20 protein-coding genes are annotated in these 21,362 nt (G+C 41.4%); 10 read left to right on the plus strand and 10 right to left on the minus strand.

The annotated features are described in order from the left end of the window. Positions 1-6 precede the first annotated feature (6 nt). Entirely contained in the window at positions 7-1,050 is a 1,044-nt protein-coding gene (locus tag SLH46_RS02880; protein ID WP_320279639.1) for a rhodanese-like domain-containing protein, read from the plus strand. Positions 1,051-1,075: 25 nt separating this feature from the next. On the opposite strand, the gene SLH46_RS02885 is transcribed toward SLH46_RS02880, so the two are convergent. The 4 genes from SLH46_RS02885 to SLH46_RS02900 are packed head-to-tail and all read right to left on the minus strand — an operon-like array spanning position 1,076 to position 3,286. Next, positions 1,076-1,507: a hypothetical protein gene (locus SLH46_RS02885; protein ID WP_320279640.1), complete on the minus strand. Its 432-nt coding sequence runs from the start codon at positions 1,505-1,507 to the stop codon at positions 1,076-1,078. A gap of 12 nt (positions 1,508-1,519) precedes the next feature. Further along, the gene (locus tag SLH46_RS02890; RefSeq protein ID WP_320279641.1) at positions 1,520-2,131 is read right to left on the minus strand and encodes a rhodanese-like domain-containing protein; all 612 of its coding nucleotides are present in this window, start codon (positions 2,129-2,131) and stop codon (positions 1,520-1,522) included. A 6-nt stretch (positions 2,132-2,137) separates the two neighbouring features. After that, entirely contained in the window at positions 2,138-2,740 is a 603-nt protein-coding gene (locus tag SLH46_RS02895; protein WP_320279642.1) for a YeeE/YedE thiosulfate transporter family protein, read from the minus strand. Positions 2,741-2,776: 36 nt separating this feature from the next. Beyond that, the gene (locus SLH46_RS02900) at positions 2,777-3,286 is read right to left on the minus strand and encodes a YeeE/YedE thiosulfate transporter family protein (RefSeq protein WP_320279643.1); all 510 of its coding nucleotides are present in this window, start codon (positions 3,284-3,286) and stop codon (positions 2,777-2,779) included. 127 nt (positions 3,287-3,413) lie between these two features. Between SLH46_RS02900 and SLH46_RS02905 the strand changes: the two genes are divergently transcribed. Further along, positions 3,414-3,842, plus strand: a complete 429-nt coding sequence (locus tag SLH46_RS02905) for a globin domain-containing protein (RefSeq protein ID WP_320279644.1) — start codon at positions 3,414-3,416, stop codon at positions 3,840-3,842. A gap of 260 nt (positions 3,843-4,102) precedes the next feature. Here SLH46_RS02905 and SLH46_RS02910 read toward each other — a convergent pair whose 3' ends face one another. Further along, positions 4,103-4,711, minus strand: a complete 609-nt coding sequence (locus SLH46_RS02910) for a porin family protein (RefSeq protein WP_320279645.1) — start codon at positions 4,709-4,711, stop codon at positions 4,103-4,105. Continuing rightward, complete coding sequence (locus SLH46_RS02915) at positions 4,712-5,398, minus strand: SIR2 family NAD-dependent protein deacylase (protein WP_320279646.1); 687 nt, start codon at positions 5,396-5,398, stop codon at positions 4,712-4,714. Between the two features lie 157 nt (positions 5,399-5,555). On the opposite strand from SLH46_RS02915, the gene dnaG reads away from it, so the two are divergent. From dnaG to SLH46_RS02935, 4 genes are all read left to right on the plus strand, one after another. Then, positions 5,556-7,511, plus strand: a complete 1,956-nt coding sequence (gene dnaG / locus SLH46_RS02920; RefSeq protein ID WP_320279647.1) for a DNA primase — start codon at positions 5,556-5,558, stop codon at positions 7,509-7,511. A gap of 4 nt (positions 7,512-7,515) precedes the next feature. Continuing rightward, complete coding sequence (locus tag SLH46_RS02925) at positions 7,516-7,998, plus strand: pyridoxamine 5'-phosphate oxidase family protein (RefSeq protein ID WP_320279648.1); 483 nt, start codon at positions 7,516-7,518, stop codon at positions 7,996-7,998. Between the two features lie 9 nt (positions 7,999-8,007). After that, positions 8,008-9,033, plus strand: coding sequence for an NAD-dependent epimerase/dehydratase family protein (locus SLH46_RS02930; protein ID WP_320279649.1), 1,026 nt, complete (start codon positions 8,008-8,010; stop codon positions 9,031-9,033). 710 nt (positions 9,034-9,743) lie between these two features. Then, positions 9,744-10,499, plus strand: a complete 756-nt coding sequence (locus SLH46_RS02935; RefSeq protein WP_320279650.1) for an SOS response-associated peptidase — start codon at positions 9,744-9,746, stop codon at positions 10,497-10,499. Here SLH46_RS02935 and SLH46_RS02940 read toward each other — a convergent pair. From SLH46_RS02940 to rnr, 3 genes are all read right to left on the minus strand, one after another. Beyond that, the gene (locus tag SLH46_RS02940) at positions 10,489-11,991 is read right to left on the minus strand and encodes a glycoside hydrolase family 10 protein (protein ID WP_320279651.1); all 1,503 of its coding nucleotides are present in this window, start codon (positions 11,989-11,991) and stop codon (positions 10,489-10,491) included. The genes SLH46_RS02935 and SLH46_RS02940 overlap by 11 nt on opposite strands. 339 nt (positions 11,992-12,330) lie before the next feature. Then, positions 12,331-12,933: a TetR/AcrR family transcriptional regulator gene (locus SLH46_RS02945; RefSeq protein WP_320279652.1), complete on the minus strand. Its 603-nt coding sequence runs from the start codon at positions 12,931-12,933 to the stop codon at positions 12,331-12,333. A 168-nt stretch (positions 12,934-13,101) separates the two neighbouring features. After that, positions 13,102-15,258 carry a ribonuclease R gene (gene rnr / locus SLH46_RS02950; RefSeq protein WP_320279653.1) on the minus strand — a complete coding sequence of 719 codons (2,157 nt, stop codon included), beginning with the start codon at positions 15,256-15,258 and terminating at the stop codon, positions 13,102-13,104. Between the two features lie 218 nt (positions 15,259-15,476). On the opposite strand from rnr, the gene SLH46_RS02955 reads away from it, so the two are divergent. Together SLH46_RS02955 and SLH46_RS02960 are read left to right on the plus strand one after the other, a co-directional pair. Next, positions 15,477-17,429, plus strand: a complete 1,953-nt coding sequence (locus tag SLH46_RS02955) for an Ig-like domain-containing domain (RefSeq protein ID WP_320279654.1) — start codon at positions 15,477-15,479, stop codon at positions 17,427-17,429. A 60-nt stretch (positions 17,430-17,489) separates the two neighbouring features. After that, entirely contained in the window at positions 17,490-17,786 is a 297-nt protein-coding gene (locus SLH46_RS02960) for a hypothetical protein (protein ID WP_320279655.1), read from the plus strand. 97 nt (positions 17,787-17,883) lie between these two features. Here the strand turns inward: SLH46_RS02960 and SLH46_RS02965 are convergent, their stop codons facing one another. Continuing rightward, positions 17,884-18,267 (minus strand): DUF3859 domain-containing protein, encoded by a 384-nt coding sequence (locus SLH46_RS02965; RefSeq protein WP_320279656.1) that lies wholly within the window; start codon positions 18,265-18,267, stop codon positions 17,884-17,886. Positions 18,268-18,348: 81 nt separating this feature from the next. Here SLH46_RS02965 and SLH46_RS02970 point away from each other — a divergent pair, with 81 nt between their 5' ends. Beyond that, positions 18,349-18,702: a hypothetical protein gene (locus SLH46_RS02970; RefSeq protein ID WP_320279657.1), complete on the plus strand. Its 354-nt coding sequence runs from the start codon at positions 18,349-18,351 to the stop codon at positions 18,700-18,702. 165 nt (positions 18,703-18,867) lie between these two features. Continuing rightward, complete coding sequence (locus SLH46_RS02975; protein ID WP_320279658.1) at positions 18,868-21,234, plus strand: TonB-dependent receptor; 2,367 nt, start codon at positions 18,868-18,870, stop codon at positions 21,232-21,234. Positions 21,235-21,362 lie beyond the last annotated feature (128 nt).

The following is a 21,362-nucleotide window of genomic DNA, read 5'->3' on the forward strand; positions in this document are numbered from 1 at the left end:
TAATCTATGATACAGATAAAACCGATTTTAAGATTTCTTTCGCTGGCGGCATTTGTTGTTTTTATTTCCTGTTCGGGAGGACAAAAAAATACAGAACAAACACAAACCAGTGTAGAAGAAACAACTCCACAAGTTGAGGTAAATGCGGAAGCAAAATTATTACTGAAAACACTTAACGAAATGGGCGATTATGCCAACAGCCGCAATTTCCCGTCGCTGATAAAACCATCGTCAGTTTATGAAGAACTGGATGGAAATATATACGTGATTGATCTTCGTAATGAAGAAGCTTTTAACGAAGGACACATAAAAGGTGCGGTGAGTGTTGATTTTAGCGATTTGCCGGCTTATCTCACTAACGATATCAAACCGTTTGAATACGACAAAATTGTGTTGGTTTGTTACGCGGGGCAAATTGCAAGTTATGCCACCTCGTTACTGCGCCTGGCAGGCTATGGTAATGTTTATGCTATGCGTTGGGGAATGAGCGGGTGGAACAAACATTTTGCCGAAGATTCGTGGCTTGCAAAAGTTTCTTCTGATTTTCAGGAACAGCTGGAAACGGAAGATCACGACAAAGCACCGCTTGCAGATCTCCCAAAACTAAATACAGGAAAAGCCAGTGGCGACGAGATTTTGCAACAACGAATTAATGCGCTTTTTGCAGCCGGTTATGCCGATGCTTTGGTTTATGCCAGTGATGTGTTTGCCGATCCCGGCCATTTTTATACGATTAACTACGACCGAAAAGACAAGTACGACTCGGGTCATATTCCGGGAGCTGTTCGTTACAAACCGGGCGGAACGCTTGGAATTGTTTCTGAAATGCAAACTATTCCGGTGGATAAGGAAGTGGTTTTGTACTGCAATACCGGCCACAATTCGGGATTTGCAACAGCTTACCTGCGTTTGTTTGGTTACGATGCCAAAACGCTGACCTATGGTAACAATGCGTTTATGTACGATAAAATGAAGGAAGAAGAAAGTGCGCTTTCGTGGCTGCCGTTTACCGAAGCCGAAATTCACGATTATCCGTACGTTCAGAAATAAATTGAGATTATTTAGCAAGAAGATATTATTCCAGTTCGACCGTTGTGTCGGGCTGGAATTTATATTTTAATACCTCCGGATTTTCTTCATCGGAGAGGATGTAAACATCATCAAAATCCAGCTGATTCAGAATTACCCACGCTTTTGAACTTGTGGCAATATCGCTGGAATAAAGCAGGATTTTACCATCAAGCGAAGCCAGTTTTTCCTTATTTTCTTTTTGAAGGAGTTTGTCAAAAGGTATCATCATTGAATTTGGGAACCGCTGGTTTTCGTTTAATTCAACAATGTTGAAGTTTCCGCTTAATTCGTTCATGTTCTGCACCGAAACTGTCATTTCTGTGGTTAATGCCTCGCTTACATTTCTTTTAAACAGATTCGAATTAAAGGTGCGTACCAAAACCAGTATAAGCAGCAGGAGCAGAACTCCTGAAATCCAGATTATATTTTTCTTCATATTGTAGCTGTTTTATTCGCAACCTCCATCCAGCTGCGATTCTTCCAGACGTTTTGCTTCGAGGTATTGTTTCTTTAAACTGTCGGGCAAACTATTGATTTGTGTAAATGTTCTGCGCGCTTTGTAGCGGTTTTCGAACAACGCATTTTCGCGAGGTGTAATTCGATCACCTTCAAACTTGCTCAACATTACCGTTTTATACCATTCATTCATTCCCCCTTTCATGACAAATGAATTCGAATATCCGAGGCCGCTCACGATGGCCCAGACCAGATTTGCGGTTTCATCACCGTTTGCGTAATACACATTTTTCACTTTATCCTGATCCAGGTAGCCCTCCCAACTGGGATTTAGCAAATCGCTAAAAGGAATATTGATCGAACCGGGAATGTTACTTTCCATAAATTCAGCGGCACTTCGCAAATCAATCAGTTGAATAGTGGTGTCTTCGTTATTTACAAAACGCGCCACCTCGTCAACCGAAAAATACATATCGGTATTCGTTGATATTTCCAGCAATTCAGTAGGTTTTAGCTGAAAAGATTTTGCTGCATTAAAAGGCAAAAAAGCCAGAATTAACCCAACTCCAACTAGCAAAGCAGATATTTTTATTCGTGCATTCATCAGTGATTAAATTTCGGAAGTGATGTCGTTTCGTGCATATTTTTTCTCCGCCAGTTCAGCCAACCAGAACATGGTAATGGCCGCCACGATCAGCAGAAAAGTAAAAACTCCGGGTGAAACGCCGAGCCATTCATCCACACGCACCGGACCTTTGTAATTCGCCCCGGCCAGTGTCTGGATTAACGGGAAAGTTTCGGCAAAAAGAAAAGCCCCGCTTAATCCGCCAACCAGGAAAAACAAGGCGTCGATTTTTCCGATCGACAGCGCACTGATTCCTGTTCCCGGACAAAAACCTCCCATAATAAAACCGGCTCCCATAATAACTCCGCCAACGAGTGTTGCGGTTACGTAGTATGGATTTACATACACCAAATTCAAATCGAGCAAGCCAAAATAGCTGAGCAATTGCGAGCCTGCCAGCGCCACGATTGCAGCCGTAAAAAACACTTTTAAAACGGTGGTGTCGTAGCCGTAAAACATGCCGGCCAGTTTGCGGCTCGATGAAAAACCGGCCTGCTCCAGCGCAAAGCCAAAGCCAATCCCGATAAAAAATCCAATGCCGAGATTAAGCCATTCCGGAAGGTCGTTAAGTATTGTAATCGGTCCCATAATTATTGATTTATTGAAGGATTGATGGACTGAATTTTAAATCCATAGTTTTCTGAAAAACCAGGCAAACAGGAAGGCCGAGCCAAAAATGCCGATCATGGTCATAAATCCGGCAACTGAAAGTACTGCCATTCCCGAAAGTGCTGCTCCGCTCGTACATCCGCGAGCCAATTGCGCACCGTACACAAAAAATACGCCTCCCAAAAAGGCAAACAGTAATCGTTTACTATTCGATATTTTGGGCGATTTTTCAATTTTGAGTTTTAAGCGGCCTGAGATGGCTCCCGAAATAAATCCGCCTAATAACATGCCGAGCACCTCAAGGGCCAGCCAGCTTTTTAAGGGATTTTTGCCGTCTTCGAAATATTTGCTGTAGTAGGGCGATTCCATGGCGTGTTGGTGGTCAACCGTTTCAACAGCAGCTACAACCGCGTATTTTAATCCGCCACTGGCTCCGAGTCCGCGCCCCGAAAAAAACATGGCGCTTAAAAGTACGAGCCCAAGCAGAACTCCCGCCAGGTATGGGTTCATGTATTTCTTTCTCATCGTAGTAAAAGGTTTTGGTTAAACATAACCGGTATTGTAAAGACAAACCAAAGGAGTTTATTGTTCTGATATTTTTGCAAAATCTCAACAACTTTTGTTTTTAGTTGTTTCAGAACAAAAAACTAAGATGGAATTCGAAATCAGCAAATATTTCAAGGGAGTTCGACCGGGCGTGACGCTGCCTTCACCGTTAATGTTTCAAATTCTGAAAGAGGAGGGAATGCGTAAAATGGTGAGCGATCATTACGATTTAATTGTGCAAAGCCCGATAAAAGAAATGTTTCCTAAAAATCCGATAGCGCTTGAAAAAGCAAAAGAACACTCGGCTGATTTTTTTATCCAGATTTGCGGCGGCCCCGATTACTTTAACCAAAACCGTGGAAAACCACAATTAAACAGACGACATATTCCATTTAAAATTACGGCCGAAGCGCGTATCGAATGGTTGAATTGTTACAAGCAGGTTTTAAGTAAAATGGATTTGCCCGACGAAGTGCTGAAATCGTTCTGGAAATACCTCGATGATTTTTCGAAGTGGATGGTGAACAGCCATTGAAAGGATCAGTGATTAAGGATTAGCGGTAATGGGATTTTGTGAATGAGGTGTAACTGTAGAACTTGAACTTCGAATTTTGATTAACGATTTTAGATTGCAGAAGTGGGAGAGAAGTTTCCAGTTTGCAGTCGCAGTTAACTATTCTACAATATAGCAATAGAACAGTTTAGCATTTGTAAACAAAAGAAACAATTATTGTATTCTATGTATCTATTGTGGTTCAATTCATAGCGTCTCAGTGCCTTTGCGAGAGAAAAAACTTATCTCCCCAGACGGTAGTAAAATGCCAGCGAAATTACATTGTTAAATAATCCGTTGTGGAAATAATAATTGGTTTCTGATTTGTCACTGCTCGGAATAACAGATAATGCAAAGCGGAGATCAACCGACGCATGTTCCAGAAAGTCAAACTGAAAACCGACAAAGGGCTGCAAATCGAAGGTGTTAAAATCCTGCCGGTCCGGTTCAGGTATTTCGCCATCGCTGTTCACCTCTTTCGAATGAATTAAAACACCGGGCGCAATTCCTCCAATGATCATACTCTTGTCGTTGGTGCGGAATGCCATAAACAATGGAATGTCGATGTATCCCAGTTTCATAACATATTTATCTGTATCGGGTTGTTTTGGATCAAATGGTCTGCGCGATCCTTTTTGCGAATATTTTATTTCCATGCCGGCTACAATTGCCGGAGCAATATCGGTTTGAACAAACATACCGGCCAACAATCCTGCTTTGTGGTATCCTTTTAGGTTGTCTCCTTCCACCTGCGTTCCGTTAAATCCGGCAATTATTCCGGCATCAAAACGTTGAGCAAAGGCAAAGTTTACAATAAATAGAAATGCTGTGGCAATAAAAATCCGCTTCATTTATTTTAGTTTTTCCAATTTCTCTTTTAAAATCTCAACACCAATTTCAGCTTTTTTTTCGATATACGTAACATTTTCCTGGTAAACTTCCGGCCGGGCAGGGGCGATTACAAAAACCGGAGTGCCGCGTCTGACGTAATTTACAAGACTTGCAGCCGGGTAAACAGCCAGCGATGTGCCAATTACCACCAGAATATCGGCTTGCTGAACAATACCGATAGCATTTGGGATTTCGGGAACAGCCTCGCCAAACCAGACAATATGTGGGCGCAGCTGACTTCCTTTTTCGCACAAATCGCCCAGTTTGAGCTCCCAGTGGTCGAGTTCGTAAACCAGGTATTTATCCAGCGTGCTTCGGGCTTTAATCAACTCGCCATGCAAATGCAAAACTTTTTTGCTTCCGGCTCTTTCGTGCAGGTTGTCAACGTTTTGGGTAACTACGTGCACATCAAACCAATTCTCCAGATCGGCAATTCCAAGATGCCCGTCATTGGGTTCTACTTCAAAAAGCTGTTTCCGTCGTTCGTTGTAAAAGCGCAAAACCAGTTCCGGATCGTGCGCCCATGCTTCGGGGGTGGCAACTTCGGTAACATCATATTGTTCCCAAATTCCGCCCATATCGCGAAACGTTTTTAACCCGCTTTCCTGGCTCATGCCAGCCCCTGAAAGAACTACAAGTTTCTTCATCGTTAAAATATTCGATCAACGTTAAATGTACAATTAATAATAATCGCATTCAAATCGGGGCTGATATTCTGAATCTTATTTGAAGTGGCTTTTAATTGTGGATATTATTCAGCTTAAAAGGTGTTCGTTTCATGCTAATTCTGATATTTTTGTACTGATGATTGATCATGCGACGATAGACCGGATTATTGATGCTGCGGAAATTTCAGACGTAGTAGGCGATTTTGTTACACTTCGAAAACGGGGTGTAAATATGCTTGGTTTATGCCCGTTTCACAACGAGAAAACGCCATCGTTTACGGTGTCGCCGGCTAAAGGAATTTTTAAATGTTTCGGTTGTGGAAAGGGAGGAAACTCGGTGAACTTTATTATGGAGCATGAAAGCCTCACGTATCCCGAAGCTTTAAAATGGCTGGCCAAGAAATACAACATCGAGGTTCACGAGGAAGAGGAAACCGACGAGCAAAAACAGCTAAAAGACACCCGCGAAAGTTTGATGATCGTTTCCGGTTTTGCTCAAAAATATTTCACGCGTTACCTCTGGGAAGAGAATGAAGGGAGAACCATTGGTTTGGGGTATTTTCGTGAACGTAGTTTCCGCGACGACATTTTAAAAAAATTCGAAGTGGGTTTTGCACCTGATGGCAAAACACCGTTTACCGAAGCCGCCCAAAAACAGGGTTACAAAATAGATTTCCTTGAAAAAACAGGTTTAACGATAAAACGCGACGATTGGTTGCGCGATCGTTTTGCCGGCCGTGTAATGTTCCCAATTCATAACCTGGCTGGTCGTGTAATTGCTTTTGGTGGTCGCATACTAACAAATGATAAAAAAACGGCCAAATACCTCAATTCTCCGGAGTCGGATATTTACCACAAAAGCCGCGTGCTGTACGGTATTTACCAGGCCAAACGCGAAATGACGCGTACCGACAAATGTTACCTGGTGGAAGGTTATACCGATGTTATGTCGTTGCATCAGGTGGGCATCGAAAATGTTGTTGCTTCATCGGGTACTTCGCTGACGCCTGATCAAATCAGGATGGTGCGCCGTTTTACGCCGAACATTACCATTATTTACGATGGCGATGCGGCAGGAATAAAAGCGTCGTTGCGTGGAATTGATATGGTGCTGGAAGAGGGCATGAACGTAAAAGTGCTTCCGTTACCTGATGGCGAGGACCCTGATTCGTTTGCGAAAAAAATGGGGGCTTCCGGTTTCCAGGAATATATGGAGCAAAACGAAACCGACTTCATTCAGTTTAAAACCCGCTTGCTTTTAAAAAGTACGGAGAATGATCCGGTTGCCAAAGCGCGCCTGATCTCTGATGTTATTCGCTCGGTTTCCGTAATCCCGGATTCCATTACCCGATCGGTATATATTAAAGAATGTAGCCGCCTGCTTGGTGTTGCCGAGGAAGTGCTTTACACTGAAGTAAGGAAACAAAAACATCAACAAACCGAAGAGTTTCAGAAAAAGGAACTTCGCGACAGAACCCGGCAAGCTGCAGCACCTCCGGTTCCTGAGCAACAAGCACCGGTAGTTCGTCCGGCAAAAATATTGGTTGAAGAGCTGGAGTTTTTGCGTTTTCTGCTTAAATATTGTACATCCGATCTTTGGGAGGAGGAAGATGAGGAAACGCACGAAACCCATATTTTAAAGGTTGGCGAATTTATGATCGACGAGCTGGAGGCCGATGAACTGGTTTCGGAGAATGAGCTGTTTCGGAAAGTATTTTACGAAGTTCGCGAGAACCTGTACAAAGAAACTTTTGATCCGTGGAAGCATTTTGTTTATCACCCGGATGCTACTATGAGCGGATTTGCAACCGATCTGTTGTCGGAAAAATATACCGAAAGTAAACGCTGGACCAAAGCCGGAGCCTTTACCGAAAAAGAGGAAGATATTCTGAATGTTCTGGTTCCCCGAATCGTGAACGAGTATAAACTTCGGAAGATAAAACATATGATGGCTGACATTGAAAGAGCCATAGACAAAGCGGCGGCAGACAACGATTTTGATAAAGTAATTGAAGAACAATCGATTTATATGAACCTGAAACGGGCTGAAAAAGAGTTGGCAAAAAGTCTTGGAAGCCGGACAATAAATTAAAAGTATGCGAACATATTTTATTGAAGACCGAAAAGAAATTGACGAAATTATCTGCTCGTGCAAAACCTGCTATTTTGCAATGTCGGTAGATGATCAACCGTATGTTTTACCCATGAATTTTGCCCTCGACGGTGATTCAATTATCCTGCATTCGGCAATGGAAGGACGTATGTGGGAAAGTATAAAAACCAACCCGAAAGTATGCATAAATTGGACATTGGGAGAAGATCTGGCGTGGCAGGATGTTCGTGTTGGTTGTAGTTACCGGGTGAAATCGAAATCGGTGAATGTGGAAGGACCAGTTGAGTTTATCGAAGACTTTGATGAAAAATACCGTTGTCTTACTCTGCTGATGAAGCAGTATAGCGACCGCGAATTTAAATTCGGAACCCCGGCGGTTAAAAATGTTGGGATTTTTAAAGTAAAAATAGAAAATATTACCGCGAAAGAGTTTGGTGCAAAAGCCATTACTCCGTGGAATTCATAATACACTACAATGATTTTTGTAACAGGAGGCACCGGATTAGTTGGAGCTCATTTGCTGTTTGAATTATGCAGTAAAGGGGAAAAAGTTCGGGCTTTAAAACGTCCGACAAGTAACCTGAGCCAGGTGCTTAAAACCTTTGCCTATTACACCGATGATGCACAGCGATTGTTTGATACAATTGAATGGGTAGATGGTGATATCCTTGATTATTATTCGTTGGAGAAATTGCTCGCAGGTGTTTCCGAAATTTACCATTGTGCGGCGATTGTTTCGTTCGAAAGTAAGGAACGGCAGCGCATGATCTCAAACAATGTTGAGGGCACCGGAAATCTTGTGAATGCAGCCATCGAAAATGGTGTAAAAAAGATTTGCCATGTAAGTTCTATCGCTGCTTTGGGTAAAACACAAAATGGAGAACCGGTAACTGAAGAAACCAACTGGGTGCCATCAAAAAAGAACTCGGGTTATTCTGAAAGCAAATTCTTTTCGGAAGCTGAAATTTGGCGTGGAATCGAGGAAGGCCTGGATGCAATAATTGTAAATCCTTCTATCATATTTGGTCCTGCAAACCGGGAAAGCGGAAGTGCCAAAATCTTCAAAACCATTTGGGACGGAATGAAATTTTATACCAAAGGTGTAACCGGTTTTGTTGATGTGTTTGATGTTGTTCGGCCAATGATTAAGTTGATGAACAAGGAACATTTTGAATCGTGCAAGAACCAACGTTACCTGTTAAGTTCTGAAAATTTAAGTTATCAGGAAGTATTCTCACAAATTGCTGAAAATTTAGAGAAGCCAAAACCAACTGTTTGGGCCACCGACTTTTTGATGGGTTTTGTATGGCGTGCCGCTACTTTTGCCAGTTGGATTACACGTAAACCATCGTTAATTACACGCGAAGCGGCCACCGGCAGAAATACTGTAAATAACTTTGACGGATCAAAAGTTACCCGTGAGATTGGTTACGAGTACTTGTCCGTTAGCGAGTCGATAAAACGAACTGCACAATTTCTGAAGAAAGATATGGCTAAGTAGATCGGCCGGAAATCTTTCGGTTTTATTTGTCTCTAATTAATACTACAAAACACCGGAAAATATAAAAGGCAGGTAGTACCTGCCTTCTTAAACCTCAGATTTTTTATCATTCCTAATGAATGCCCGTAAAAAATAAAAGCCTTCCCAAACTTTTATTTGATGAAATGGTATAGTTAACTACTCTTCAACAAGTAGTGTTCTGAATCATTTATTCAGCCCATTTACCACACAAAAGGGCACAAATGGGCAACTCTTCGTCCACAAAAAGCTGCCCATTATAAAAACAAAAAGATAAAAAATAAGGGTTTGTCCGGCCAAAGTATGTTCTTGTTTTGATATTTCCAAATAATTCAATAAAAAAGTTATGGAAATCAGGGAAATTCAGTAAAATGCTGATGTCTAGTAAACATAAGTGTGAAAATATTGCTGATTGTTAGTAAGTGAAAAGTTCGTTTACTTAGGAAAGATAGAAATTAACAAAGAAAGAATCTACCGTTGCTGAACTAAACATAATGGTATAAATTTGAACAGGTACTTTTTCTCTGATTTTGAAGGTAAAATCGGTCTAAATTAGTATGGGAAACGTAGGTAAATTTACATCCAAATCGGGTGTTTTTTAGGGAGCAAAAACATTGAAAAAGGAGCCTTTCTTTTGCTGAAGTTTTTCTAATTTTATAGAACTTTCAATAATTAATAGCTGTTCATTTTTTATGTGCTACGCTATAAAAACAAAGGTGGAGGCTGCATTAAAGCGTGCCCGACATTATGGAAATGAGGAAGCCATTCAAATGTTGATTGAACAGTTCAGACCATTTTTGGAGGAAGAGATTTTTCATGTCTCAGGATTTCAGCATCCCAAAATGTTGGTTTATACAAGTGAGCATTTTGAGATGCCGGCAATTGCAACGTGGGGGCTCATTCCGTTTTGGGTGAAGAATGAACAACAGCAGCTTGATATTTGGAATAAAACAATAAATGCACGCGGCGAAAGTATTTTTGAAAAACCTTCGTTTCGCACATCGGCCAAATCGAAGCGCTGCCTTGTGTACATCGACGGCTTTTTCGAACATCACCATTTTGGAGGAAAAGCCTATCCGTTTTATATTCAGCGTATGGATGGAGAACCGATTGTTTTGGGTGGATTATGGGATGAGTGGACGAATAAGGAAACAGGGGAGGTGGTAAATTCATTTACAATTGTTACCACAAAGGCCAACGCTCTGATGAAAAAAATCCACAATAACCCGAGGTTGAAAGAAGCGAGAATGCCATTAATCTTAAATGAGGAAGAAGCTGATAAGTGGATTAACGGCTCGGCTGATGAGGCTAAAAAGATGATAGTTCCCGCACCCGAAGGACTATTAAAAGCGCACACTGTCCGTCGTTTGCGTGGAAAAGAGGCAGTTGGCAATTCGCCGGAAGCTATTGAAGAATATATTTATCCCGAGCTTAAATTCAGAGCTTAACAGTTATCGGAACCGACAAACGACTTTCGTTGCTTAAACGATCGAGTACCGAAATGCGAAGCTCATATTTTTTCTTTTTACGGTTTATCCGGTCAAATTTTATTTCCCGATCCTTGGTGATCGTGTAAATATATTTGGCGGAATTTGGATCGAATTTCTGGCCTTTTTCATTTAGGTATAATACATAACTCCAGGCCTTATCCATTTCGTTTTCACTTGCTGCGGGTGTCCATTTTAATTTTCTCCCCGACTTATTGATTTTCACCAGTGGTTGAGGTGCCTGGTTGTCAATCCATGGCATTGCCGGAACAATAGCTTGTTTTTTGTAATAGTTCAGTCGTAAACTGTCCTGAAGTCCCAATAAATCACCGTTGAACCATTTGCTGCTATAAAATGATGAGCCTTGTATCTCCGGTATCGACCGAAGAATTTTTATTTGTTTTGGAAGCTGGTCGGGTTCTGTCCATTCTTTGATGTTTGAGGTACTGCTAACTTTATAAGGTGCCTGCCCGATGTACATTGCTCTGCCGTACGCATGATTTTTCCACCAGTTGGCAAGCAGCTCAAAATCCACGGCGGGGTGTCCGATCTGCCAGTAAAGTTGTGGTAGCGTGTAATCGATCCAGCCTTCCTCCTGCCATTTAATAATGTTGGCATATAAATGGTCATAATTCGTCGAACCTGCTTTTGTGTCGGAGCCAAGTGGGTCGTCGGTTTTGTTGCGCCAAACGCCAAACGGGCTAATACCAAATTTCACCCACGGTTTTATGGCTTTTATCGAGTCGTTCAGCATTTTTATGGTAATGTCGACATTTTCGCGCCGCCAGTCCGCTTTGTTCTCGGCTGCAAAACCTCGGTTGTACAACGCAAAAGAAGTCGTATCAGGGAATTCTTCTTTTAACGGGTACGGATAAAAATAATCATCAAAATGAATGGCATCAACATCATAACGCGTAACAATATCCTCAACAACATCAGTAACAAACTCGCGTGTTTGTGGCAGTCCCGGATCGAAATATAATCGATCGCCATATTTTAATATCCACTCAGGATGCTGAAATGCAATGTGAGTGGTTGAAAGCGGGTCGTCGAATTTTTGTGCAACACGATATGGATTTAACCAGGCGTGCAATTCCATTCCTCGTTTGTGGCATTCTTCAATCCAAAATTCTAATGGATCGTAAAACGGATTGGGTGCCTGTCCCTGAACTCCTGTAAGATAGCGCGACCACGGCTCCAAATCGGATTTGTAAAAAGCATCGGCAGCCGGACGAACCTGCAGGATAATGGCATTCATTCCTAAACTTTTGTGCAGGTTCAAAATGTCGATTATTTCTCTTTTTTGAGCATCTGTGCTTAAACCCGGTTTCGATGGCCAATCGATATTAACAACGGTTGCAACCCAAACGGCTCTGAATTCGTATTTAGGTTGTGCACTAACAACAAGCGTAAAAAGAAGAAAGAATAAACTAGCTGGCAAAAGTTTTCTCATAATGCTGAAATAATGATAAGCACAAAAATAAGAGAATGTTATCATGTGGGAAATGAATTGGCCAGAATTTAAAGGCCGGGTTTATCAACTAAAAAAAATTGATATCTTTGTCGCAGGTTAAGAAGTAAAAAAGAAAAACGATATTTAAGACAAACACCAGGCTTGTCGTTCTGGCAAGTTTGAGGTTTATTAGGTTTAGTTGGTTTAGGTTAAAAAGGCTGTCAGAAGGGCAGCCTTTTCTTTTTTATAATTCTGAAAGTTTTGAGGTATGAAGTTGAAAATAAAAAAGGCTGCCGGAAAAATCCAACAGCCTTTGTATGGTCGTTATATGATTGAGAACTACCTCTTCATTATTCCGTAGCACATAATCTTCAGAATAATATCAACACTTCGTTCCAAATTAACATCGCTGTAATTACCTGCTGCCAATGGCATTTCCAAACCTTTAATGGCTGTAGTTATACCAATTGCTGCCAGGTTAAAATCGTAAATTTCAAATTCATTTTTACGAACGCCTTCAATCAGAATCCGTTTAATCATTCTGATCTCATCCTGTTCGTACTTAATTTTAACCTCGTCGATAAATCCAACAGCAGTAACATCATTCTCAATAGCATGATAGAAATTGGCCAGGTTACGGAATGTTGCCAACTTGGTTAAAATATAGTCGCGCAACTTGTCCACCGGATCGGTATTTCTGTTGATCACAATTTCAAGTTCGTGAGCCAATATCTCAACTTCCTTCATTATTACTGCCTGAAAAAGATCTTCCTTGCTTTTAAAATAGTAGTAAAGCGAGCTTTTTCCTTTGCGTACTGCATTGGCGATGTCGTCGAGTGTGGTTTTTTTATAGCCGTATTTGCTGAAAATTTCACGGGCAATTTTTAGGATATTTTCCCTGTTTACATCCTTCTTATTCGCGGTCTCCGTTGAATTTTGCATGAATTGAAACGTTTGTCTGAATTAAAAAACTATGGCCAAATATAACTATTTATTTTTGCCGTTATTATTTTTTAGAACATTTTACTTGAACAGACGACACTTGTAATTGAAGTTGGAATGCCTTATATCTGGTAAATAATTATCGTAAAAATATTCGAAAAACTAATTTTAAACCTGCTCTGCAAGTCTGAAATCAAGCTGTTTTCGCTCCAGATTTGTGCGCCAAACCCGTACATTTATCTCTGCCCCAAGTTGGAAACTTTTCTTTGTATGACGGCCAACCAGTGCATAATTTTTCTCGTCGAAAATATAGAAATCATCATCCAGCTCGGCAATCGGAATCATTCCTTCAATTTTATTTTCCAGCTCCACATAAATTCCCCAATCGGTTACACCCGAAATGGTTCCTTTGTACGATTTGCCAATGTGGTCCTGCATAAATTCCACCTGTTTATATTTTATCGAAGCGCGTTCAGCATTGGCAGCTTTCGATTCCATATCGGAGGAGTGTTTGCACAGTCCCTCGTATTTTTGCTCGTTAACCGATCGTGCTCCGTCCAGGTATTTTTCCAGCAAACGATGAACCATCATATCGGGATAGCGCCGGATAGGAGAAGTGAAGTGTGTGTAATAATCGAACGACAAACCGTAGTGGCCAATATTTCGTGTTGAGTACTCGGCTTTGGCCATGGTTCGTATTGCCAGTGTTTCAACAACATTCTGCTCGTTTTTACCTTTTACTTCGGTCAGCAATTTATTTAGCGATGTTGAAATAGCACGCGGTGTTGTAAGTTGAATGCCGTGCCCAAAGCGCTGAATAAATGTATTTAATGCAACCAGTTTGTCGGGATCGGGTTTGTCATGAATCCGGTAAACAAATGTTTTTGGTGTTTTCTTTTCGGGTACTTTACCAATAAACTCGGCCACTTTTTTGTTGGCCAGCAGCATAAATTCTTCAATGAGGTGATTCGAATCTTTCGACTCCTTAAACGAAACAGAAATTGGTTTTCCGTTTTCGTCGATATCGAATTTCATCTCAATGCGCTCAAAAGCGATCGATCCGTCCGAAAAACGTTCGTCGCGCAATTTTACGGCCAGCTCATTGAGTTTGAGAATTTCTTCCGAAAAATCTCCTGCTCCGGTTTCAATAACTTGCTGGGCTTCTTCGTAGGTAAAACGGCGGTCGGAGTGGATAACAGTTTTGCCAAACCACTGTTTTTTTATTTTTGCTTCTTCGGTAATTTCAAAAACAGCAGAGAAACACAACTTGTCTTCGTTGGGGCGAAGCGAACAAACGCCGTTCGACAACCTTTCAGGAAGCATTGGTACAACCCGATCGACCAGGTAAACGGATGTTGCACGGTCTTGTGCCTCGTTTTCGATAATGGTATTTGGCCGCACGTAATGCGTAACATCGGCAATGTGTACACCAACTTCCCAGTTTCCGTTGCTCAGTTTTTTTAACGACAGTGCATCGTCAAAATCTTTTGCATCAACAGGGTCGATCGTAAACGTAGTGGTTTTGCGCATATCCCGCCGCTTTTTTATTTCCTCTTCGGGTATTTCGAGCGGTATTTTTTCCGCAGCCTTATCTACGTTTTCCGGGAATTTATGCGGAAGTTCAAACTCGGCAAGAATCGCGTGCATTTCGGCGTCGTTATTACCGGTGTCGCCAAGCACTTCAATAATTTCACCAAACGGACTGCGTGCATTTGTTGGCCAGTCTTTTATTTCGGCAATGGCTTTCTGCCCGTCTTTTGCCCCGTTCAATTTCTCTTTCGGAATAAAAATATCGAAGCCAACTTTTCCGGCTGGAATCAAAAATGCAAAGTTTTTAGTGGTTTGAACCGTTCCTACAAATATGGTTTTTGCACGTTCGAGAATCTCGGTAACTTCTCCTTCAAGATCGTGTTTTTTGCGTCGTGCATATACATGAATACGAACTTTGTCGCCTTCCATGGCATGTTTCAGGTTGCGCGAAGAAATAACAACCGGGTGCTCAAGTTCGTCGCTGTTAACATAGGCAAAACCTTGTCGTTGCATTTCTACAATACCTGTTGCGGTACCTGTGCGTGCTTTTAATTTAAATTTTCCTCTCGATATTTGGTCGAGATAACCATCGTCGGCAAGTTCCTGCAGAACTACGTTTATAAGTTTTCGTGTTTCCGGATCTTTAATGCTGAGCGATCCGGCTATTTGGCGGTAATTAACCGTTTTCCCGGGATTTTCGTATAGTGTTGAAAGTATGGCGTTTTTAAGTTTCTTTTTGTTGTATGTTCCACCGCGTTTCTTTTTGTGCAGCTTATTCTTTTTCTTTCTTCCCATATTGTATCTTATTTTCACAAGCAAGTTAAAACAATTCCAACAGATGTTTTAATATTAGCGGCGGAAGTTGCGAACAATTCATCCTCCGAGAATTGTTTGTTGGCATTATTTAACAACTCGGCACCTTCAATGTTTTCAGGAATTTGTATGTTTGTAAACCATTTTAAGGATGCAATTAAATGCGGTTGTCAACCTTAAAAGACAGACATTTTTAAACTATGCAGTTAAAGGGAAAACTACCACTTATATTTATTGCTCTGCTGGCCTGGGTCGTAATAATTTCCTCGTGTGCCAATATCGGAATGCCCGCAGGTGGTCCGCGCGACACCGTGCCACCGGTTTTACTCGAAACCAGTCCGGAATACAGGGCGCTGAACTTTACAAGAGACAACGTAAAGCTCACTTTTAGCGAATACCTGCAAACGGATAAAATATCGGAGCAACTTGTTATTTCTCCTCCGCTGGAGAAACGCCCGACTATAAAGACCAAATCGAAAACGTTAATAATACAGTTTAACGAGGAGTTAAAGGACAGTGTAACTTACTCGCTTGATTTTAAAAATTCGATTGTAGATAACAACGAACAGAATCCGTTGGAAAATCTACGTTTTTCGTTTAGTACCGGGCCTGAATACGACTCGTTACGCGTTGCCGGAAGGGTGATAAACAGCTTTAACCTGGAGCCAAACGAAGACGGATCGTTGTTGGTATTGCATTCAAATTTGCACGATTCGGCAGTGTACCGGGTGCGCCCTGATTACATTGCCAAAACCGATGACGAAGGCTTGTTTATGATCGATAACATTCGTGCAGGCACCTATAATTTGTTTGCCATTAACGATTTGAACAACGACCTGATGTATAACGAGGGTGCCGAAGAAATTGCCTTCCTGGATACATTGGTGATTCCTGAAGCACATTTTCATGCCGAAGCCGATACACTGGTTAGCGGAGTGGATTCGATGCTGGTTATGGGGCACACCCATTTTTCGCCCGAGCCATTTTATATGCGTTATTTTATGGAGGATATTTTCGAGCAGTACGTCGAATCGTCCGAACGCGAAAGCCGGAATAAATGTTTGTTTCTGTTTAATGAATCGGTTGCCGACACGTTCTCTGTAAAACTGATCGACCACGAAGCACAAAACTGGCAGCAATTTGAATATGGTCAGAAAATGGATTCGATACTGATGTGGATTACCGATACAACGGTTTCGAAGTACGATTCGCTATACATGCAATTGGCTTATACATTATTGGATTCGGCCGGTTTGCCTTATGTGCAGAACGATACGGTTTTAATGCATTTTGCCGATCCGGAGGTGAAAACCGATAAGAAAAACAAAAGAAGGGACCGGGAGGAAGAGGAAACTGAAGAGGAGGCACTGGAGCCGATTCCACAATTTAACTGGCAAAACAATATTGCAACAACAATGGAGTTAAACGGTGTTATTCAGTTGGTATCACCCGAGCCGGTTGAGCATTTCGATATGTCGATGGTAAAAATGTACCTTGCCGACGATACACTCAAAAATGCCCTTCCAATTCACATTCAAAAAGATTCGACAAAATACCGCAGTTATTCGATTCGATACAATTGGGAACCACAGACTTCATACAGTTTTGAAATCGATTCGGCAGCATGCGTAAATATTTTTGGCGTTACGAGTAAAGCGTTTACAAAACGTTTCAACACGCGCGAAGAAGATTATTACGGTAGTCTGGAATATGTGCTTTCGAATGTAACCATGCCGATAATCATTCAGATTCTGAAAAATAAAGATGATGAAGAAGTACTGCGAAGTCAGATCGCAACAGAGAACGGTTCGGTGTTGTTTAACTACCTGACACCCGATAAATACAAGGTAAAAGTAATTTACGATGCTAACGGAAACGGTAAATGGGATGGAGGAAGTTTCCAGGATAAAACGCAGCCCGAGCGTGTTGCTTACGTTCAGGAGGTGATAAAATTGCGCTCGAACTGGAGCGAAAAACACGAATGGGATTTAACTCCCGATCCGTTGTTTAGCAAAAATATCCGCGACCGCGAAGAGGAAGAACGGAAGCGTAAAGAAGAAGAGGAAAAAAGACAAAAAGAAGAGGAAGAGGAACGAAATAACAGTATGTTCAGGCCAGGTAACAGCACAAATGGAAGTATACAGGGAATGTAAAACCTGCAGCTGCATTTTCGGTTAATTTTTCTACCTTTAATAAACTTTATATCTAAAACTATGGCAAGTGTAAGAGAACTGAAAAAAGACATCGACCTGATAATGTCGTTGGCGTTAAGCGATTGTTTTTATGTATTGGAATACAACAGCGAAGTTGATGAAAAAGCTGTTTATGAAATTGCCGGCGATATTGTTAAAAGCCATCGCGAGTTGCGCTTGCGGGCCATTCACCCCGATGGGAAAGACAACTCGAAAATGGTAAAACAGTACTACAAACAGTTGGTTCAGGATATGTTGGCGAGTGCCGATTCCGCTTTAGGAAAACTTTCAGCAGAGGTGAAAAAAGTAGCCAAGTAAATTTGAAAGAAAATTGAATAATGGTTGCAGGTTTATGATTTTAGAAATTTACTGCAATCATTATTCGTTAACTAACCTTCCTTACACGTAAAATTCCCTATTTCAGTATAAATGTTTTAAGCGCAACCACTTTGCCTTTGTACCAGGTGGTTAATTCCCATTTCCCCAGTTTATCTTCTAGTGGTTCCCAAATACAATCGCCAAGATAAAATTCAAAATCGTTAGTACGAATAAACTGTTCGCCGGTAAACGGAGGCCGCACGTTTCCTTCATCGTCAGTAAACGGTGGATGGTCGATCTGAAAATCAACCTTTTCTCCTTTGCCGTTTTTTATGTGGAGTACATAGCCAAATTCCGTCCCGATTTCAGCTTCTATTTCAGTTGTAAAATCAAGTATTTTCGGAATCTCCTTACTCTCCCGATCCCATTTTGCATACTCCCCGTAACTGTACAGTTTAAATGTTGGTCTGCGTTTTGCCATTGTTAAATAAAATGTAAAAATAGCAATTGTTACGTTTATTATTTAGAAAGGTTCTTAATTTAGCTCGCTCTAACCGATTTAGTGAGTTTTATACGGAAACATACCAATTTATTGTTTGTATTGATTCTGCCGGTGTATCTGTACATCGTTCAAACATCAATTCAGAATAAGCATACCCATGTTTATGCTAATGGTATTGTTGTTACTCACTCGCACCCGGGATGTAATGGCGATGCTCCAACGAATAATCACAACCATTCTCAACGGGAAATCTGTCTTTACGCATCACTTCATTTAGATTTATATGAAACTGCTGAGTTTTTGGAGTTCGACTTTGAAGTGCCGGTTGTTCATACCGATTACTTTGTTTATGATGAACAGGCAGAGACAGTATCGGTAATTTACAATACGATTCCCCGGGCACCTCCCGTGTAGTTTTCAAATTTTTATGGCACTTGTACAAATCGTGCAAGAAAATCCGCGAATTACTGAAAAGATTATTTCCTGTTTTTAAGGCGATAGTTTTTAGGTAGTTAAGCTATTAAATCAAATTGCTTGCTGAGCAATTTAAAAATCTGAAAACAAATTAATTAGAAAATTATGAAACCCGTATTTGCAATTTTATTGCTATTTATTTCTTGTCATTTAGCCTGGGCAGAAGGACCTGAAGATAACAAAAAGGAAAAAACCGATGCCATGCTTTTTGGCGATGTAAAATCGGGCGAGGAGCACATCCCGTTTGCAACAGTTACCATTAAAGGAACAACAATCGGAACGGCTGCCGATGCCACCGGACACTTTAAAATGAGTCATTTGCCGGTGGGTAAACAAGTGGTTATTATCTCGGCAATTGGTTACAAAACCCTTGAAAGGGAAGTGGAAATGGAGGCTAAGAAAAGTATCACGATTCTTGCCGAACTAAAACCCGATAACATCGGAATTGACCAGGTGGTTGTTTCGGCCGACCGAAATGCAAAAAGCAGAAAAGAAACACCAACAATTGTAAACAGTATCAATCCCAATTTATTCGACCGCGTACAAAGTGTAACTTTAAGTGAAGGACTGAATTTCACACCCGGTTTACGAATGGAAAACAACTGCCAGAATTGTGGCTTTTCTCAGGTTCGTATGAACGGTTTGGAAGGACCGTATTCGCAAATTCTTATCAATTCGCGTCCTGTATTTAGTGGTTTGGCCGGTGTTTACGGGCTGGAACTTATTCCTGCAAATATGATCGAACGTGTTGAAGTGGTTCGCGGAGGTGGTTCGTCGATGTATGGAAGTAACGCCATTGCCGGAACCATTAACCTGATTACAAAGGACCCGATTTCGAATAGTTTTGAAGCTTCAGTAACCAATAGTATTGTAGGCGCCGTGAAAGATTACGATGCTGCTAACGATTACAGCCTGAATTTGAACGGTTCGTTTGTTACCGACGATTACAAAACAGGAATGAGCATTTTTGGCTTTCACCGGAAACGTGATCCTTTTGATGCCAATGGCGATGGATACTCAGAACTGTCAACAATAAATAATACAACAATTGGAGCACGTTTTTACCAGCGTGTAGCCAATCGTGGAAAGATAACTGTTGATTATTTTAATATCAACGAAGACCGCCGCGGTGGGAACAAATTTGAACTTCCGTTGCATGAGTCCGATATTTCTGAAAGTGTGCAACACCAGATCAATTCTGGGGCTGTAAATTTTGATCTGTTGCTTCGCGACAACGACAAATTTTCGGCTTTTGCGGCAATGCAAGGTGTTGATCGTGGTTCGTACTACGGAGCCGAACAAGACCCATCGGCCTATGGGCAAACCGATGATTTTACTTATTCAACCGGTTTGCAGTACATTCGGAATATTAATTACTTATTGTTTTCGCCGGCAACTATAACATCCGGGATTGAAACTACCGGAAGTTCTCTAAAGGATAAAAAGCTGGGTTATTACGATGCAGCAGATGATACGCATTACGGAAATACCGAGGTTGCCGACCAAAGAATGACCAACTACGGCGCTTTTGCACAGTCGGAGTGGAAGACCGAAAAAGTGGTTTTTAGTGCCGGTTTGCGTTACGATCATTACCGAATTCAGGAAAAAATAGAAAACAGCGACGATGTAACAGGTAATGTAATCAGTCCGCGCATCAGTTTGCTATATAACATTGCCGAACATTTCCAATTCAGGGGAAGTTTTGGTCGTGGTTTCAGGGCTCCGCAAATTTTCGACGAAGATTTACACATTGAAACTTCAGGATCGAGAAAGGTTATTCATGAGAACGATCCGAACCTTAAACAGGAATCATCAAATAGTTTTACGGCTTCGTTAGATTATTCAAGCCATTGGGGCGACTGGCAATACCAGTTTTTGGTAGAAGGTTTTTACACCCGTCTGATCGATCCCTTTGCCAATGAATACGGAACTCCTGACGAAAACGGTACTGTGATTTATACACGTGTAAATGCCGAAGATGGTGCCCGCGTGCAGGGAATTAATGTTGAATTCAACACGTCGCCATCGCAAAAATTGCAGTTGCAATCGGGATTTACCTTTCAGAACAGCGAATTTGAAGCGCCGCAGGAATTTGGCGAAAAACGATTTTTCAGAACTCCGGATACTTATGGTTATCTGAGTGCAACCGTTTCTCCAACACCTGTGTTTGATATTTCGTTCACAAGTAACTACACCGGCAAAATGTTGGTGCCTTATTTCGGACCGGAACTGGCTAATCCTGAGCAGGGAGAACTCAGAGAGAGCACTTCTTTTATCGATACCGGGGTAAAACTCAGCTATCATTTGCGTTTATCAGATTATATGAAAGTTGAGCTGAATGGTGGTGTGAAAAATATTTTCAACAGCTACCAGGACGATTTTGATACGGGCATTGACCGTGACCCATCGTATGTTTATGGGCCGTTAACTCCACGAACAATCTATTTTGGAATTAAAATAGGATCTTTGTAGCAGATAATTGAACAGAAGAGTAGAAAGCTGTCCCACAAGTGTCGGACAGCTTTTTTTATGCAACGTAGTATTTATATTTTATTCGTACCCATCCTCTTATCCTTCCCTGCAAGCAAGGAAGGACGATT

Origin of the sequence: Draconibacterium sp. IB214405, assembly GCF_033963885.1 — a bacterium.
In the GTDB taxonomy this organism is placed as follows: domain Bacteria; phylum Bacteroidota; class Bacteroidia; order Bacteroidales; family Prolixibacteraceae; genus Draconibacterium.